The 16,881-nt window shown below is 71.0% G+C and carries 13 protein-coding genes; 5 read left to right on the top strand and 8 right to left on the bottom strand.

Annotated elements, in window-relative coordinates; translation table 11 throughout:
- Positions 1 to 47 precede the first annotated feature (47 nt).
- Positions 48 to 3,059 carry a glycoside hydrolase family 3 protein gene (locus BEK98_RS33925; RefSeq protein WP_094220565.1) on the bottom strand — a complete coding sequence of 1,004 codons (3,012 nt, stop codon included), beginning with the start codon at positions 3,057 to 3,059 and terminating at the stop codon, positions 48 to 50.
- Between the two features lie 115 nt (positions 3,060 to 3,174).
- Between BEK98_RS33925 and BEK98_RS33930 the strand changes: the two genes are divergently transcribed.
- From BEK98_RS33930 to BEK98_RS33945, 4 genes are all read left to right on the top strand, one after another.
- A complete protein-coding gene (locus BEK98_RS33930) occupies positions 3,175 to 5,040 on the top strand; it encodes a ricin-type beta-trefoil lectin domain protein (protein WP_094220566.1) in 1,866 nt (621 codons plus the stop codon).
- 35 nt (positions 5,041 to 5,075) lie between these two features.
- A complete protein-coding gene (locus BEK98_RS33935) occupies positions 5,076 to 5,552 on the top strand; it encodes a hypothetical protein (protein ID WP_244202100.1) in 477 nt (158 codons plus the stop codon).
- Positions 5,546 to 6,046, top strand: a complete 501-nt coding sequence (locus tag BEK98_RS33940; protein WP_244202101.1) for a hypothetical protein — start codon at positions 5,546 to 5,548, stop codon at positions 6,044 to 6,046. Before BEK98_RS33935 ends, BEK98_RS33940 begins: the two co-directional genes overlap by 7 nt.
- Before the next feature lie 76 nt (positions 6,047 to 6,122).
- A complete protein-coding gene (locus BEK98_RS33945) occupies positions 6,123 to 6,737 on the top strand; it encodes a GPP34 family phosphoprotein (RefSeq protein ID WP_094220567.1) in 615 nt (204 codons plus the stop codon).
- Between the two features lie 6 nt (positions 6,738 to 6,743).
- Here BEK98_RS33945 and cimA read toward each other — a convergent pair whose 3' ends face one another.
- From cimA to ureA, 5 genes are all read right to left on the bottom strand, one after another.
- Positions 6,744 to 8,354, bottom strand: a complete 1,611-nt coding sequence (gene cimA, locus BEK98_RS33950; RefSeq protein ID WP_094220568.1) for a citramalate synthase — start codon at positions 8,352 to 8,354, stop codon at positions 6,744 to 6,746.
- Positions 8,355 to 8,654: 300 nt separating this feature from the next.
- Positions 8,655 to 9,266, bottom strand: a complete 612-nt coding sequence (locus tag BEK98_RS33960; RefSeq protein WP_094220570.1) for a TetR/AcrR family transcriptional regulator — start codon at positions 9,264 to 9,266, stop codon at positions 8,655 to 8,657.
- Positions 9,267 to 9,284: 18 nt separating this feature from the next.
- Complete coding sequence (locus BEK98_RS33965; protein WP_094220571.1) at positions 9,285 to 10,325, bottom strand: agmatine deiminase family protein; 1,041 nt, start codon at positions 10,323 to 10,325, stop codon at positions 9,285 to 9,287.
- Between the two features lie 11 nt (positions 10,326 to 10,336).
- Complete coding sequence (locus tag BEK98_RS33970) at positions 10,337 to 12,061, bottom strand: urease subunit alpha (RefSeq protein ID WP_094220572.1); 1,725 nt, start codon at positions 12,059 to 12,061, stop codon at positions 10,337 to 10,339.
- Complete coding sequence (gene ureA / locus BEK98_RS33975) at positions 12,058 to 12,765, bottom strand: urease subunit gamma (protein WP_094220573.1); 708 nt, start codon at positions 12,763 to 12,765, stop codon at positions 12,058 to 12,060. The genes BEK98_RS33970 and ureA overlap by 4 nt, the downstream gene beginning before the upstream one ends.
- Before the next feature lie 147 nt (positions 12,766 to 12,912).
- On the opposite strand from ureA, the gene BEK98_RS33980 reads away from it, so the two are divergent.
- A complete protein-coding gene (locus tag BEK98_RS33980) occupies positions 12,913 to 14,349 on the top strand; it encodes a cytosine permease (protein WP_094220574.1) in 1,437 nt (478 codons plus the stop codon).
- A gap of 113 nt (positions 14,350 to 14,462) precedes the next feature.
- Here BEK98_RS33980 and BEK98_RS33985 read toward each other — a convergent pair whose 3' ends face one another.
- The gene (locus BEK98_RS33985) at positions 14,463 to 15,569 is read right to left on the bottom strand and encodes a branched-chain amino acid aminotransferase (RefSeq protein WP_094220575.1); all 1,107 of its coding nucleotides are present in this window, start codon (positions 15,567 to 15,569) and stop codon (positions 14,463 to 14,465) included.
- Between the two features lie 231 nt (positions 15,570 to 15,800).
- Positions 15,801 to 16,844: a 3-isopropylmalate dehydrogenase gene (locus BEK98_RS33990; protein WP_094220576.1), complete on the bottom strand. Its 1,044-nt coding sequence runs from the start codon at positions 16,842 to 16,844 to the stop codon at positions 15,801 to 15,803.
- Positions 16,845 to 16,881: the final 37 nt, after the last annotated feature.

The following is a 16,881-nucleotide window of genomic DNA, read 5'->3' on the forward strand; positions in this document are numbered from 1 at the left end:
CATCCTTCCAGATCGGACGGATGACTGACGGATGACCGACGGACGGCCTACGCGGCCCGGTACGCCTCCGTCAGCTTCTGCACCGCCTTTCCGTACCTGCCGGTCAGCAGCAGATGGTCCGCGTCGGCGAAGGGCTTCGCCACGGCCTCGGTGATCCGCTGCCCCACCTTCTCCTGGACGAGCAGCCGCGCCCTGGCGACCAGCTCGCGTCCGGCCCGGTCGGCGCCCGCCCGCTCGGCCGCCGTCGCCGCCAGGGCGAGCGCGCGCAGGGTCGCGGTGCCGCCCTGCGGGACCCGGGTGAGGGTGGTGAGGCCCCAGCCGTAGGGGAACTGCGGGTCGTACGACTCGTCGCCGACGTTGATCGGCAGCTGGGACTCGGACCTGGGCCAGGTGACCGGGAGCTGTCCGGTGAAGGGGCGCCTGCCGTAGAGGACGTCGGCGACACCCTCGCCCTCGGTGCCGGGCAGCCAGGAGGCCACGAGCGCGTCGATCCGGTCGAGCCGGTCGCCGATCAGCTGCGGGCGCCCCGAGACGATCAGCACCGCGCACTTCATGGCCGCGCACACCCGGTCCACGGCGGCCCGGTCGGCGGCGGACAGCTGGAGCGAGTGGCCGTTGCCGACGTCGCCGACGCCCTCGGCGTACGGGGTCTCGCCGACGACGACCACGCCGACGTCGTAGCCGTCGGTCGGTGCGGAGGCGTCCTTGGAGTAGGTGACGTTCCCGCCCGCCGCGCGCATGCCCTGGAGGATGGTCGTGCCCGGGGCGGTGTTCCCGGAGGAGCCCTGCCAGGTGAGGGTCCAGCCGCCGCTCTGGTTGCCGATGTCGTCGGCGTCGGACCCGGCGACGTACACCTTCTCGCTCTTCTTCAGCGGCAGCAGCCCGCCGGTGTTCTTCAGCAGCACCTGGGACTCGGCGGCGGCCTCGCGGGCCACGGCCCGGTGTGCCGGGGAGCCGATCGCGGCGGCGCCGGTCGTGTCGGCGTACGGGTGCTCGAAGAGGCCCAGCTCGAACTTCTGGGTGAGGATGCGGGAGACGGCGTCGTCGATCCGCTGCTCGCTGATCCGGCCGGCCCTCACCTCGTCGACGAGTGTGCCGGTGAAGTCCTTGTAGCCGTACGGCACCATCATCATGTCCAGGCCTGCGTTGACCGAGGTGCGGACGTGGGACGCGTAGTCGCCGGGCAGCTGGTCGATGGCGTTCCAGTCGCTGATGACGAAGCCGTCGAAGCCCATGCGGTTCTTGAGGACGCCGTTGATCATGTCGGCCCGGGCGTGCATCTTCACCGGGCCCTGCCCGTCACCGAGCACGTCCAGGGAGGAGTACGACGGCATGACCGTGCCGATGCCCCGGTCGACGGCGGTTTGGAACGGCGCCAGGTGGACGGCCTCCAGCTGCTGCCGGGTGACCTTGGTGACGCCCTGGTCGATCGTGTACGTCCCCGTGGTCGAGGATCCGTACTGGGTGCCGCCGTCGCCCACGAAGTGCTTGGCGGTGGCGAGGACCTTGTCGTTCCGGCTCAGGTCCCTGCCGTCGGCGCGGCCCTGGAGGCCCTGGATGACCGTCTCCATGGACTGGACGAGGGCCGGGTCCTCGCCGAACGACTCGTAGGAGCGGCCCCAGCGTTCGTCGCGGCTCACGCACAGGCAGGGTGCGAAGTCCCAGGGGATGCCGGTGGCCCGTACCTCGGCGGCCGTCACCGCGCCTGCCCGCTCGGCGAGTTCGGGGTCGCGGGTGGCGCCCATGCCGATGTTGTGCGGCATGACCGTGGCGCCGGCCAGGTTGTTGTGGCCGTGGACCGCGTCGACGCCGTAGATCAGCGGGATCTGGAAGCGGGTCGCCTGGGCGCGCAGCTGGAAGGCGTCGATCATCCTGGCCCACGCCTCGGGGGTGTTGGGCGTGGGGGTCGAGCCGCCGCCGGAGAGGAGTGACCCGAGGGCGTACGTCGCGATGTCGCCGCCGCCCCCGACGGCCCCGCGCTCGGCCTGGGTCATCTGGCCGGCCTTCTCCGCCAGGGACATGCGGGACAGGAGGTCGGCGACGCGCCGCCTGAACGGCAACTTGGCGTCCAGGTACGGCAGTCCGTGCGCGTCGACGACGATCTGCGGGGTCTCGGCGGGTGCCTTGGCGCCGGTGACCGTGAGCTTGAGCGGGACGGTCTCGGCGGACTCGGCGGCCCTGTCCCTGAGGGTGGGCACCTCGATGGTCCGGGAGGCGCCGGAGGCGGTGCCGGCCGGGAAGGTGAGGGTGCCGGAGACCGGGGTGTAGTCCTTGCCCGGTTCGGCGGTGCCGCCGGTGGTCTCGTAGGTGACGGTCACCGGATCGTCGATCGGCGCGGAGCCGGTGGTGGCGACGGTGACCTTCACGGCCGCGTCAGCGCCTTCCCTGACCGGGTACACGGCCGCGTCCGTGGTGACGTTCGCCCGCAGGGACTGGTCGGCCCTGCCGTACAACTCGACGTCGTCCAGGGCGAACCGGCCCTTGGTGCCGGCCGGGAGGGTGACGGCGTAGCCCCACATCGCGGTCAGCCCGAGGACGTGGTCGATGCCGCCGACGGGCTGGTAGTCCGTGCGGTAGACGAAGTCGGTGAAGGGGATCTCGACCTGTTTCCAGCCGGTGAAGTCGTCGGTGAAGGAGGTCGTCCACAGCTCGGAGGCCTCGCCGTTCGCGCCGCCGTCCTTGATCTCGAAGGCGATCTTCCGGCCGTTGTCCTGGCCGTCCCACCAGAAGCGGATGCCCTTGTGGGCGGACCAGTCGTGGGCGGGTTCGGTCGCGGCGAAGTCGTGGGTGAAGCCGCCGTAGCCGCTGATGTCGTAGCTGCCGGTGAGGACCTTGGCGCCCTCGGGGGCGTCGGTGCGGGCGGTCAGTTGCAGGGCCGGCGGGTCGTCGCTGTCGCTGCCCCAGGTGAAGATGCCCTCGGCGGGCTGGGAGGCGAAGGGGACCTCGCCCTCGAAGCGGTCGACGGGGACGGGGGCGGGGTCGTCGGCCGCCTGGGAGGCGGTCGGTGACAGCAGAGCGGTGAGCAAGGCGGCGGAGACGAGCAGGGCGGTTCTTGGCATGGACCATCCTTGGCTCTCGTGGTTCACTCAGGACTTAGATCACGCCGTGAGTTAACTAACGGCCCACAGACCCGTCAAGACGTCACGTCAGACATTCCGGGAAGGGCGACGCCCCATGAGGAGATCCCCCCGCGCGGTCCGGCTGCTGCTGGCCGGACTGCTCTCCACGGCCGGCCTCACCGCGGCCACCACCCCCGCGCACGCGGCCGGTGAGCAGGTCACGGCCTGGCTCACCACCACCGACGACTCGGCCGGACGGCATGTCACCCGCGGCCTCCAGGCGCAGACGCCGTTCGCCTTCCAGTCCGGGACCGGCGGCAGCGGCGAGAACATCACGGTCGACGAGAACACCCGCTACCAGACCTTCACCGGCGGCGGTGCGTCCTTCACGGACACCGCGGCCTGGCTGATGAACAGCAGCGGGGCGCTGTCGCAGAGCACGCGGGACGCGACCATGCGCAAGCTGTTCTCGCCGACGGACGGGATCGGGCTGTCGTTCCTGCGCAATCCGATGGGCGCCTCGGACCTGGCGCGGTACGGGTACACCTACGACGACGTGCCGTCCGGCCAGACCGACCCGAACCTGAACAGCTTCTCCATCGCCCACGACCTCGCGGACGTCGTCCCGCTGACCAAGCAGGCGCTCCAGCTCAACCCCTCCCTGACGGTGATGGCCTCGCCGTGGACGGCGCCGGCCTGGATGAAGGACAGCGGCTCGCTCAACGGGGGCTGGCTGAAGTCGGAGGACTACGGGGCGTACGCCTCCTACTTCGTGAAGTATCTCCAGGCGTACAAGGACCAGGGCGTCAACGTCTCGTACGTGACCCCGCAGAACGAGCCGACCTGCTGTTCCGGGTATCCGTCGATGAGCTGGAACGCGAGCGGGCTGGCGTACTTCATGAAGAACGAGCTGCTGCCGAAGCTCCAGTCGGCGGGCCTGTCCACCAAGGTCCTCGCGCACGACTGGAACTGGGACGTCTACGACTCCTACGCGGCCCAGTCCGTGGACGACGCGGCGATCCGCAACCACCCCAACTTCGGCGGGATCGCCTGGCACGGCTACGGCGGCGACATCGGCAAGCAGACCTCCGTGCACAACCAGTACCCGACGCTGGACGCCTTCGGCACCGAGCACTCCGGCGGCACCTGGATCGCCGACCAGCAGCGCGAGGACATGTCCAACATCATCGACTACACGCGCAACTGGGCGAAGTCGGTGACCAAGTGGTCGCTGGCGGTGGACCAGAACATGGGCCCGCACAACGGGGGTTGCGGCACCTGCACCGGGCTGATCACCGTGCACAACGGGGACGGGGCGAGCGGGACGGTCGACTACACGGTCGAGTACTACACCATGGGCCATCTGACGAAGTTCGTACGGCCGGGAGCCCAGCGCATCGCCTCGACGGCCTCGTCCGCCGTGCCGAACGTGGCGTGGCGGAACCCGGACGGCGGCAAGGCGCTGATCGCGTACAACGATTCCTCCGCCGCCAAGACCGTGACGATCAACTTGGGCTCGCAGCACGCCACTTACTCCCTCCCCGGCAAGACCTCGGCGACCTTCACCTGGTCCGGCACCCAGTCGGGCGGGGGCGGCCAGGGCGGAGCCTTCGTGGGCCTGGCGGGCAAGTGCCTCGACCTGGCGGGCGGTTCGAGCGCGAACGGTACGGCCGTCCAGCTCTACGACTGCAACGGCACCAGCGCCCAGCAGTGGACCGTCCAGACCGACGGTTCGATCCGGGCGCTCGGCAAGTGCCTCGACGTGACGTCGGGGTCGACGGCGGACGGGGCGAAGGCGCAGTTGTACGACTGCAATGGAACCGGTGCGCAGCAGTGGTCGTACAACGCGTCCACCGGTGATGTGGTGAACACGGCGGCTAACAAGTGCCTGGACGTGACGGACAACTCGTCGGCGAACGGGGCGAGGGCACAGATCTGGTCGTGCACGGGGGCCGCCAACCAGAAGTGGCACTTGCAGTAGGGCGGGTCGCGTCCCGCCCTCGGAGGGGGGCGGGCGTGAGACGCAGGGGAGCCGTGCTGGGCGCGGTGGCCGGGGGTCTGCTGCTCGGCGGGTGCAGTCCGGCCGATCTGCCGTTGGCCGCCGTGTGGCTGGACGCCGACGGGAAGCCGGTGGTGAGTGTCCGGCCGTGCGGGGACGACCGGGTGCGCCGGCTGTCGCTGAGCGGCTCCGAGGACGAGGCGTCGGACGACACCTTCTGGAGAACGGCCGGCGCCGGAACCGGGGCCGTCACCTTCCCGCTCTTCTCGCCGCCCCGCTCCTGGAAGGTGGACCGAGGGGGCCCGCAGCGGCTGCTGACCGGCCGCGGCTACTGGTTCTCGGGGACCGTGGGACAGGGCCAGAACGTCGACTACCGCATCGTGGTCACCTTCGCCGCCGACGACCTGACCCGGCTGGAGCCCGGCCAGGTGTGGGCCGACGAGCGGGCCATGAGCCGGGACGCCTTCGACAAACTGGTGGACGACAAGTGCTGAGCAGGCGGAGCAGGGTGACGGCCGCCGTGCTCGGCGGCGTGAGCGGGATGCTGCTGCTCAGCGGCTGCGCGGCGGTCGATCTGCCGCTCGCCGGTGTGCGGGTCGGGGCGGACGGGGTGCCGTACGCCCTGTTCCGGCCCTGTGGCGACGACGGCTACCAGGGGCCCTCGCTCGACGGGCGGGCGCGCCACGGTGGCGGCGGGCCCGTCACCACCGGGTGGGACGTGCGGAAGGAGGGGCTCCACGGGGATGCCGAGTTCCCGCTGTTCGCCCCTCCCGGGGGGTGGAAGGCCCGGCACCGGGGGGTGCAGCGGCTGCTCCCCGGCCACCGGTACACGCTGGGCTTCGGGCACTACGTGACCGGTGACTCGTACAACGGGACCGTGGAGTTCACCACCGAGCAGATCGGCCGGCTCGGGCCCGGTCAGGTGTGGGCCGACGGCCGGGCGATGCGGCTCGGGGCCTTCGAGAAGCTCGCCGAGGACGCGTGCTGATGGGCGGGCGCTCACCGGCTGGGGGACGATGAAGGGAGCCGGCATCCCGCCGGGCGCCTTCCCGAGGGAGTCCGCCATGAGCACAGCGCGGGACCTGTTGATCGTCGCTCTGGACGTCCCGTCCGGTCGGCCCGTCGAGCAGGGGGACCTGTCGCTCGCCCTGGCGGGAGCCGAGCTGGTCGACCTGATGGACGCCGAGGCCGTCAGGCTGGACGACGAGCGCATCGTGCCCGGTCTGCAGCCGGCGACGGGTGACCGGCTGCTGGACGCGGCGGGGGCGGCGCTCGCCCGGCAGGCGCCGTACGAGTCCGTCGAGGACTGGCTGTGGCGCCGCGGGCGCGGTCTGGCCGCCGCCTACGCCGACGATCTGGAGGAGCGGGGGCGGGCGGCCGGCGGAGAACGGCACCACTGGCTGCCCTGGAGGAGCGGGGACGAAGGCGCTCCGGCCGACTCGCCGGAACGCCGTCACGCCACCGACCGCTGGGCCTCCCGTGAGCCCGTGCTCGTCGGTCTCGCGGCCGCCCTGGGGATCCCCGAGGGCGCGCCGGAACAGGCCCCGGAGGACCTTCCCGGCGACGCGACGGTGACCGTCCTGGCTGCCGTCAACGGCGCATTGACGGAGCTGGAGGCCGTGCGGCAGCGGCGGCGTATCGAGAAGGACGCCTTCGACAACGTCTGGCGTGCTCCCTGAGGCCGACTACTCGGCCGGCTCGACCCCGGCGCGCAGCAGGCCGTAGGTGTAGGCGTCCTCCAGGGCCTGCCAGGAGGCGGCGATGACGTTGTCCGCCACGCCGACCGTGGACCACTCGCCCGAACCGTCGGAGGTGGAGATCAGGACGCGGGTGGTGGACGACGTGCCGTGCTTGCCCTCCAGGATGCGGACCTTGTAGTCCACCAGCTCCAGCTTGGCGAGCTGCGGGTAGATCTTCTCCAGGGCGACGCGCAGGGACCGGTCCAGGGCGTTGACCGGGCCGTTGCCCTCCGCGGTGGCGACGATCCGCTCGCTCTTGGCCCACAGCTTGACCGTGGCCTCGTTGGCGTGGGTGCCGTCGGGGCGGTCCTCGACGATGGCCCGCCAGGACTCGACGTCGAAGTACTTCAGGGGCCTGCCCTCGACCTCGGCACGCAGCAGCAGCTCGAAGGAGGCGTCCGCGGCCTCGTACGTGTAGCCCTTCAGCTCACGTTCCTTGACCCGCTCGACGACCCGGCCGACCAGCTCGCGGTCGCCGCCCAGGTCGATGCCGAGCTCCTTGCCCTTCAGCTCGATGGAGGCGCGGCCCGCCATGTCGGAGACCAGCATGCGCATGGTGTTGCCGACCTGCTCGGGGTCGATGTGCTGGTACAGATCCGGGTCGACCTTGATCGCGGAGGCGTGCAGGCCCGCCTTGTGCGCGAAGGCGGAGACGCCGACGTACGGCTGGTGCGTGGACGGGGTGAGGTTCACGACCTCGGCGATGGCGTGGGAGATGCGGGTCATCTCGCGGAGCCGGCCCTCCGGCAGCACCTTCTTGCCGTACTTCAGCTCCAGGGCCGCGACCACCGGGAAGAGGTTGGCGTTGCCGACGCGCTCGCCGTAGCCGTTCGCCGTGCACTGCACGTGGGTCGCGCCCGCGTCCACCGCGGCCAGGGTGTTGGCGACGGCGCAGCCGGTGTCGTCCTGGGCGTGGATGCCGAGCCGGGCGCCGGTGTCGGCGAGGACCGTGGAGACGACCGCCTGGACCTGGGCGGGGAGCATGCCGCCGTTGGTGTCACAGAGGATCACGACGTCGGCGCCGGCCTCCGAGGCGGTCCGTACGACCGCCTTCGCGTACTCGGGGTTCGCGCGGTAGCCGTCGAAGAAGTGCTCGCAGTCCACGAACACCCGGCGGCCCTGCTCGCGCAGGTAGGACACGGTGTCCCGGACCATCTCCAGGTTCTCGTCCAGCGTGGTGCGCAGCGCCAGCTCCACATGCCGGTCGTGCGACTTGGCGACCAGCGTGATCACCGGGGCACCCGAGTCCAGAAGCGCCTTGACCTGCGGGTCGTCGGCTGCCTTGGCACCGGCGCGGCGGGTGGCGCCGAAGGCGACCAGCTGGGCGTTGCGGAAGTCGATCTCCTGCTGGGCGCGGGCGAAGAACTCGGTGTCCCGCGGGTTCGCGCCGGGCCAGCCGCCCTCGATGAAGCCCACGCCGAAGTCGTCCAGGTGCCGTGCGATGGCGAGCTTGTCCGCGACGGTGAGGTTGATGCCCTCGCGCTGCGCGCCGTCGCGCAGCGTGGTGTCGAAGACGTGGAACGAGTCGTCGAGCTCGCTGGTTGCCGTCTCGGTCATGGTCTCAAGGCTCCTGATTGTGGATCTTCGGTCTTACCGGAATGACCGGCTCCACCGTCCCCCCAATACTCCCTCGCGCTCCGTTCCCGGCTGAAGGTGGGCCGGAAAACGAAAAAACCCCTCGCGGGTGCGAGAGGTCTGCGCGCGGGTCGAGGACGACGGTGGCCACCCGTACCTGGTCGTACGTGGTGGTCACTGCGGACCGGCGCGCCTGCTGCCAATAATCATGGCGAACGAGAGCACGGAGGCAGTCTGGCACAGCCCTGCCCCAGGCTCACCGACTGTCTCAGGATGCGGTCGTCAGGCGTCCGGCGCGAGGAGTGCCTGGGCAAGGAACTCCCGGACATGGGAGATCACTTGCTCCCGGTCCGTGCCGCGCAACCCGATGGCGACGTGGATGGAGAAGCCGTCGAGCAGCGCACGCAGCCTCGCCGCGAAGCGGTCGGCGTCGACCGGGCGGAACTCGCCGCGCGAGATGCCCTCGGCGATCAGGGCGACCAGGTCGCGGTGCCAGGCGCCCTCGATGGCGGCCTGCCGCTCGCGGGCGTCGTCGTCGGCGTTCTGCGAGCGGTTCCAGACCTCCAGCCAGAGCGTCCAGTGCGGGTCGCGGTGGCCTTCGGGGACGTACAGGTCGACGTACGCCTCCAGGCGCTCCCGGGGGGAGCCGGGGCGGGTGAGCAGGCGGCCGCGCTCGGCGCCGAGCCGGCCCTCGCTCCACTCCAGGGTCTGCAGCAGCAGCTCGTCCTTGGAGCGGAAGTAGTACAGCAGATGGCCGCTGCTCATCCCGACCTCACGGCCGAGCCCCGCCATGGTGAGCTTCTCCAGACCGCGCTCGGCGATCATGTCCATGGCGGCGACGAGGACCTCCTCGCGCGGCGGCGCGTTCTTGCGCGCACGGGCCGCACCGGCCATCTGCTGCTCCTGTGTGTGTCAGACCTTCGGCTGCTGCTGGGTGATGCAGTGGATGCCACCACCACCGGAGAAGATCGTACGGGCGTCCACCAGGGTGACCGTCCGCTCGGGGAAGAGACGGCGGAAGATCCCGGCGGCGATCTCGTCGCGCGGGTCGTCGAAGCCGCACAGGACGACCCCGCCGTTGCAGAGGTAGTGGTTGATGTAGGAGTAATCGGCCCAGTGGCCGTCGGCCTCCAGGACGGTCGGGGCGGGCACCTCGACCACCTCCAGGTTGCGGCCGCGCGCGTCGGTCGCCGACCTCAGGATGCCGATGACCTCCTTGGTGACCTCGTGGTCGGGGTGGGCCGGGTCCGGCTGGTGGTGGGCGACGACCACACCGGGGCGGGCGAAGGCGGCGACGATGTCGACGTGGCCGAGGGTCCCGAAGCCGTGGGGCGGGTAGTCGCCGGTGAGGCCGCGCGGCAGCCAGATCGCCTTGCGGGTGCCGAGGTGGGCGTGGATCTCCGCCTCGACCTCCGCGCGCGACCAGCCCGGGTTGCGCTCGGGGCCCAGCTGGACCGTCTCCGTCAGCAGCACCGTGCCCTCGCCGTCGACGTGGATCGCGCCGCCCTCGTTGACCAGCTTCGAGGCGTACGTCTTCGCACCCGCGAGATCCGAGACGTACGAGGCGATCTTCGCGTCGTGCTCCCAGCTGGCCCAGTACTGGGCGCCCCAGCCGTTGAACGTCCAGTCCACCGCGGCCAGTTCGCCCTGGCCGTTGGTGAGGAAGGTGGGGCCGATGTCCCGCATCCAGGCGTCGTCCAGCTCGCGCTCGACGGTGTCGACGCCGGGACCGAGCAGCACCTCCGCGTCCGCCGACTGGCCGGGGCCGCACACGACCGTCACCGGTTCGAAGCGGAGGATGGCGCGGGCCACCGATGCCCAGGCCATACGGGACAGGGTGAGGTCGTCCGGGTCCTCGAAGGTGGTGTTGGGACCCGGCCACGCCATCCAGGTGCGCTCGTGCGGGGTCCACTCGGCGGGCATGCGGAAGCCGTCGGCTGCGGGGGTGGTCATGTCGCGGGTCCTTAGAGGAAGTAGAGGCGGTTGAGGGAGACGGAGTCGGCGGGCTCGGAGCGCAGCGGGTCGCCGTCGAGGGTGACCAGGCCGGTGCGCTGGTCGACGTCGACCGCTCCGATGCGGGCGTTCAGGCGCAGGTCGGCGGGGCCGATGCCCCGGGTGCCGCGTACCGCGACCCTGCGGCGCCGGGTGGGCATGGTGTCGTTGCCCTGGTCCACGGCGGCCTGCGCGACGAACGCGACCGAGATGTCCGCGGGTGTGCCGCCGTGCGCGCCGAACTGCGGGCCCAGGACGAGCGGTTCGCAGGTGTCGGTGGCCGCGTTGGGGTCGCCGGTCACGCCGTACGCCGGGAAGCCGGACTTGAGGACGAGCTGCGGCTTGGCGCCGAAGTACTCCGGGCGCCACAGCACGATGTCGGCGAGCTTGCCGACCTCGATCGAGCCGACCTCGTGCGCGAGGCCGTGTGCGAGAGCCGGGTTGATGGTCAGCTTGGCCATGTAGCGCAGGACGCGGGCGTTGTCGTCGGTCTCGCCGTCGCCCTCCATCGGGCCCAGCTCGGCCTTCATCTTGCCGGCCATGGCGAAGGTACGGCGGACCGTCTCGCCCGCGCGGCCCATGCCCTGTGCGTCGGACGAGGTGATGCCGATCGCGCCCAGGTCGTGCAGCACGTCCTCGGCGCCCATGGTGCCGGCCCGGATGCGGTCGCGGGCCATGGCGGCGTCGCCGGGCAGGTCGGTCTTCAGGTCGTGGACGGAGACGATCATGCCGTAGTGCTCGGCGACCGCGTCCCGGCCGAAGGGCAGGGTGGGGTTGGTGGAGGAGCCGATGACGTTCGGCACTCCGGCCATCTTGAGCACGTTGGGCACGTGCCCGCCGCCGCAGCCCTCGATGTGGAAGGCGTGGATGGTGCGGCCCTCCAGCACCCTCAGCGTGTCCTCGACCGACAGGCACTCGTTCAGGCCGTCGCTGTGCAGGGCGACCTGGACGTCGTGCTCCTCGGCGACCCTGAGTGCCGTGTCGAGCGCGCGCGTGTGGGCGCCCATGTCCTCGTGCACCTTGAAGCCGCTCGCCCCGCCCTCGGCCAGGGCCTCGATGAGCGGCGCTTCGTGCGAGGAGGAACCCCGGCCCAGGAAGCCGATGTTGACCGGCCAGGCGTCGAAGGCGCTGAACGCGTGCCGCAGCGCCCAGGGCGAGTTCACGCCGACGCCCCACACCGGGCCGAACTCCTGCCCGATGATGGTGGTCACGCCGGAGGCGAGGGAGGCCTCCATGATGCGCGGCGACAGCAGATGGACGTGGGTGTCGACGGCCCCGGCGGTGGCGATGAGCCCCTCGCCGGACACGATCGACGTACCGGTGCCGACCACGACGTCCACCCCGTCGAGGGTGTCGGGGTTCCCGGCCCGCCCGATCGCGCAGATGCGGCCCTCGCGGATGCCGATGGACACCTTGCGGATGCCCTGTGCCGCGTCGATCACGACGACGTTGCTGATCACGACGTCACAGGTCTCGCGGACGGCGGCGGCCTTCAGGTGCAGCCCGTCGCGGGCGGTCTTGCCGAACCCGGCCAGGAACTCGTCGCCGTACTTCTGCGAGTCGGACTCGACGCGGATCGTCAGACCGGAGTCGCCGAGGCGGATGCGGTCCCCGGCGCGGGGTCCGTGGGTGGCCGCGTAGGCGTGGGGGTCGATGTGGATCGACTCGTCGATCTCGCGTCCCTTCGAGCGGCTCATCGCTCGCCTCCTTCCGGTGTGGCTCCTTGGGTGACTCCGAGATATCCGCAGGCGGCGGCCCTGCGCAGGGCCTCCTCCTTCGCTCCGGGCGCGTCCAGCGGCCCGTCGACCAGTCCGGCGAAGCCGATCGCGATCCGCTCGCCGCCGATCGGGACCAGCCCGACCTCGCCGCTCTCCCCCGGCCCGAACCGCACGGAGGACCCGGCGGGTACGGCGAGCCGCATGCCGTAGGCCTTCTCCCGTACGAAGTCCAGCCGCGGGTTGGCCTCGAAGAAGTGGAAGTGGGAGGTGACGGAGACCGGCACGGTCGCTGTGTTGGTGACCGTGAGCCGGAGCGCCGGCTCGGGCTCGGGGTGCCCGGGGCCCGGCAGCAGCGCGCCAGGACCCTCCGCGCCCGAGCCGGCGCCGATCGGGTCGGAGACCACCGCGAGCCGGGAGCCGTCGTCGAAGACGGCCTCGACGTGCACCTCGGTGACGACGTCGGCGACGCCCGGCAGCACGTCCTCGGGACCGAGGACCGACCGGGCGGCCTCGATGGCCTCCGCGAGCCGCCGGCCGTCCCGCGCGGCCTCGCAGACGGTGTCCGCGATCAGCGCGGTGGCCTCCGGCACGTTGAGCCTGAGACCGCGCGCCCGGCGGGCCCGGGCCAGCTCGGCGGCCCCGAAGAGCAGCAGCCGGTCACGTTCCGTGGGGGTCAGTCTCACGACGCGGCACCTCCTTGCCTTCCACACGTTTGAGCATCACTCTAAACGCACTCTTCATGAAACAGAAGCATTGACCGATGACCACTGTTCACGTCACATTGAACGTCGCTCAAACTCTCAGAGGCGGCCGTCGAAGGAGACTCAGCCATGCCGATCGAACAGCACGGTGTCGACACCATCCCGGACGAGGAACGGACCAGCGGGCCGCGGGACCTGGTCTCGATCCTGCTCGGGTCCAACCTCTGCCTCGGGGTGATCATCTTCGGCTGGCTGCCGCCGTCCTTCGGGCTCGGCTGGTGGGCGTCGGTGACCGCGATCGTGGCGGGCACGGTGATCGGCACGCTGTTCACGGCCCCGCTGGCGCTGGTCTCCCTGCGCACCGCGACCAACCTGTCCACCTCCTCCGGCGCCCAGTTCGGCGTGCGGGGCCGGCTGGTCGGCTCGGTCGTCGGACTGCTGCTGGCCCTCGGCTACACCGCCCTGACCGTGTGGATCGGCGGCGACGTGATGCTGAGCGTGCTCGGCCGGCTGTTCGGGCTGCCCGCGGACGGGGTGTCGTACGCCGCCGTCTACGCGCTGCTCGCCGCGGCGACGGTCGCGGGCGCGGTGTACGGCTACCGGGTGCTGCTCGCCATGTCCCGGGTGCTGGCGATCGGCATGACCACGCTGCTGGTCCTCGGGATCTTCGCCTACGCCCCGCACTTCACGACCTCGGCGCTGCCGGGCGCGGGCGGCTATCTGCTGGGCTCCTTCTGGCCGACCTGGTTCCTGGCGGCGGTGGCGGCGGGGCTGTCCGGACCGATCGCCTTCATCACCCTGCTCGGCGACTACACCCGCTACATCTCCCCCGCCCGAAACTCCAGCCGCCGCGTCCTGCACGCCACCTGGCTCGGGCTGATCCTCGGCCTGCTGGTGCCCCAGCTGTTCGGCACCTTCACGGCGTACGCGGCCCGCGCGGCCACCGACTACGCCGGTCCCCTGGTCTCCGCCTCGCCCACCTGGTACCTGGTCCCGCTGCTGCTGTCCGCCTCCGCGGGCTCGGTCGGCAACGCGGGCCTGATGCTCTACTCCATGGGCCTCGACCTGGACGCGATCCTGCCCCGCGCCTCCCGCGCCCGCGCCACCTACACGGTCGCCATCGTGGCCACGGCCTGCGTCTTCGTCGGCCACTACGCCTGGAACGCCCAGTCCGCGATGACGTCCTTCGTCCTCCTCCTCACCGCCATCGGCACCCCGTGGGCGGTCATCACCCTCATCGGCTTCGCCCGCTGCCGCGGTGTGTACGACGCCGACGCCCTCCAGGTCTTCAACCGCCGCTCACGGGGCGGGATCTACTGGTACCGGGCCGGCTGGAACATCCGCGCCGCCGTGTCCTGGGCGGCCGGCGCGGCGGTCGGCCTGCTGGCGGTGTCCCTGCCGTCGTACGAGGGCCCCCTGCTGAAGCTGACCGGCGGGGTGGACTGCAGCTTCCTGCTGTCGGGCCTCGTGGGCGGGCTGGTGTACCTGCTGCTGACGCTCACCCCGGAACGCGCGAGGGCCGCCGCGGAACCCGACCAAGAGTCCGAGGCGGCCCTGAGCGCGTAGCGCAAAGGGGCGCGGGGCTGTGTCTGATATGCGGCTACCGCCGCGTGGGCGCGACCAGCCACAACGGCGCAGCAGACGAAAGCCGGCCGATCGCGCCAGTCCCCGCCGAGCCATCAGCCGATACGGTGCATCCAGCCGTGCTTGTCCTCGGCCGTACCGCGCTGGATGTCGAGCAGAGCCTGGCGCAGGCGCAGGGTGACCTCGCCGGGCTCTCCGTCCGACTGCTTCCACTCGGCAGAGGCCCGCTTCACCGTGCCGACCGGAGTGATCACGGCCGCCGTGCCACAGGCGAAGACCTCGGTGAGGGTGCCGTTCTCGGAGTCGCGCTGCCACTGCTCGACGGAGACGCGGCCCTCCTCGGACTCGTAGCCGAGGTCGCGGGCGACGGCCAGCAGGGAGTCACGGGTGACGCCCTCCAGGATGGAGCCGGTCAGGGTCGGCGTGACGATCACCGGCTTTTCATTGGATGCAGCCCCGTACACGAAGTACAGGTTCATGCCGCCCAGCTCCTCGACCCACTGGTGCTCGACCGCGTCGAGGTAGCAGACCTGGTCGCAGCCCTTGGCGGCGGCCTCGGCCTGGGCGAGCAGGGACGCGGCGTAGTTGCCGCCGGTCTTCGCGTCGCCCATGCCGCCGGGGACGGCGCGGACGCGGTCCTCGGAGACCCAGATCGACACCGGCTTCACGCCGCCCGGGAAGTAGGCGCCGGCCGGGGAGGCGATGACGAGGAACAGGTACTCGTTGGCGGGCTTGACGCCGAGGCCGACCTCGGTGGCGATCATGAACGGACGCAGGTAGAGGGACTCCTCGCCGCCGTGCGCGGGCACCCAGTCCTTGTCCTGCTGGACCAGGGCGTCACAGGCCTCGATGAACGTCTCGACCGGCAGCTCGGGCATGGCCAGGCGCTTGGCGGAGCGCTGGAAGCGCTTGGCGTTCTGGTCGGGGCGGAACATGGCGACCGAGCCGTCGGGCTGGCGGTAGGCCTTCAGGCCCTCGAAGATCTCCTGGGCGTAGTGCAGGACGTTGGTGGCCGGGTCGAGGGGGATCGGCGCGTACGGAACGAGCTGGCCGTCGTGCCAGCCGCGGCCCTCGGTCCACTTGATCGTCACCATGTGGTCGGTGAAGTGGCGGCCGAATCCGGGGCTGGCCAGGATCGCCTCGCGCTCCGCGGCGGCGAGCGGAAGGGCGGAGGGCTTGAGCTCGATCGTGGGCGTCGTCATGAGTGGTTGTCCTTCACCGGTTGTGTAGTGACGGGCCGCATCCACGCCCACTGCTAGGACGTCCGAGCTTTCCCTCATACCGCGGCTCCGCGTTCGATTATCGCGCGGGGCTCCGGCCGGAAGGGAATCGGGGTGAAAACGGTCCAGGGTTGATGGTGGCACCCGACGACCGCATAGGAAAAGCCGCCGGGTGCGGATGCGACCCGGCGGCTTGCTGTGTAGCGCGGCGGGTCAGCCGGCTACTCGTACGGCGAGCGCGTCGCCGATCTCGGAGGTGGAGCGGGCAGGCTTGCCGACGCGTTCGGTGAGGTCGGCGGCGACCGCCGTGTCGATGCGGTCGGCTTCGGCGTCGTAGCCGAGGTGGCGCAGCAGCAGGGCGACGGACAGGACCGTGGCGGTGGGGTCGGCCTTGCCCTGGCCGGCGATGTCCGGGGCCGAGCCGTGGACCGGCTCGAACATCGACGGGAACTCGCGGCTGGGGTTGATGTTGCCGGAGGCGGCCACGCCGATGCCGCCGGAGACGGCCGCGGCGAGGTCGGTGATGATGTCGCCGAAGAGGTTGTCGGTGACGATCACGTCGAACCGCTCGGGCTGGGTGACCAGGTAGATGGTGGCCGCGTCGACGTGGATGTAGTCGGTCTCGACCTCGGGGAACTCCGCGGCGACCTTGTTGAAGATGTTCGTCCACAGGTGCCCGGCGAAGGTCAGCACGTTGTTCTTGTGGACCAGCGTGAGCTTCTTGCGCGGGCGGGCCTGGGCGCGGGCGAAGGCGTCGCGGACCACGCGCTCGACACCGAAGGCCGTGTTGACGGAGACCTCGGTGGCGACCTCGTGCTCGGTGCCCTTGCGGATGGTGCCGCCGTTGCCCGTGTAGGGGCCCTCGGTGCCCTCGCGGACGACGACGAAGTCGATCTCGGGCTGGCCGGCCAGCGGGGTCGCGACACCGGGCAGCAGCTTCGACGGACGCAGGTTGACGTGGTGGTCGAAGGCGAAGCGGAGCTTGAGCAGGAAGCCGCGCTCCAGGACGCCGGACGGGACACTCGGGTCACCGATCGCGCCGAGCAGAATGACGTCGTGCTGCTTGAGGGCGGCGAGGTCGGCGTCGGTGAGCGTCTCACCGGTGGCGTGGTAGCGCTTGGCGCCGAAGTCGTACTCCTTGGTCTCCAGCTTCACATCCTGCGGCAGGACGGCGGAGAGGACCTTGAGACCCTCGGCCACGACCTCCTGGCCGATGCCGTCACCGGGGATCACTGCGAGATTGAGGCTGCGAGACATGTCGGCACCCTACTCCTCGTCCCAGGTGATGACATGC

The sequence above is a fragment of the Streptomyces diastatochromogenes genome, from assembly GCF_002242805.1.
In the GTDB taxonomy this organism is placed as follows: domain Bacteria; phylum Actinomycetota; class Actinomycetes; order Streptomycetales; family Streptomycetaceae; genus Streptomyces; species Streptomyces diastatochromogenes.

What these genes read in the sequence shown, in the direction of transcription:
- cimA (WP_094220568.1), bottom strand. Translation starts at nt 8,354, where the DNA reads ATGACCGAGACGGCAACCAGCGAGCTCGACGACTCGTTCCACGTCTTC.
- BEK98_RS33925 (WP_094220565.1), bottom strand. Translation starts at nt 3,059, where the DNA reads ATGCCAAGAACCGCCCTGCTCGTCTCCGCCGCCTTGCTCACCGCTCTG.
- BEK98_RS33980 (WP_094220574.1), top strand. Translation starts at nt 12,913, where the DNA reads ATGCCGATCGAACAGCACGGTGTCGACACCATCCCGGACGAGGAACGG.
- BEK98_RS33960 (WP_094220570.1), bottom strand. Translation starts at nt 9,266, where the DNA reads ATGGCCGGTGCGGCCCGTGCGCGCAAGAACGCGCCGCCGCGCGAGGAG.
- BEK98_RS33965 (WP_094220571.1), bottom strand. Translation starts at nt 10,325, where the DNA reads ATGACCACCCCCGCAGCCGACGGCTTCCGCATGCCCGCCGAGTGGACC.
- BEK98_RS33930 (WP_094220566.1), top strand. Translation starts at nt 3,175, where the DNA reads ATGAGGAGATCCCCCCGCGCGGTCCGGCTGCTGCTGGCCGGACTGCTC.
- BEK98_RS33970 (WP_094220572.1), bottom strand. Translation starts at nt 12,061, where the DNA reads ATGAGCCGCTCGAAGGGACGCGAGATCGACGAGTCGATCCACATCGAC.
- BEK98_RS33945 (WP_094220567.1), top strand. Translation starts at nt 6,123, where the DNA reads ATGAGCACAGCGCGGGACCTGTTGATCGTCGCTCTGGACGTCCCGTCC.
- BEK98_RS33985 (WP_094220575.1), bottom strand. Translation starts at nt 15,569, where the DNA reads ATGACGACGCCCACGATCGAGCTCAAGCCCTCCGCCCTTCCGCTCGCC.
- BEK98_RS33990 (WP_094220576.1), bottom strand. Translation starts at nt 16,844, where the DNA reads ATGTCTCGCAGCCTCAATCTCGCAGTGATCCCCGGTGACGGCATCGGC.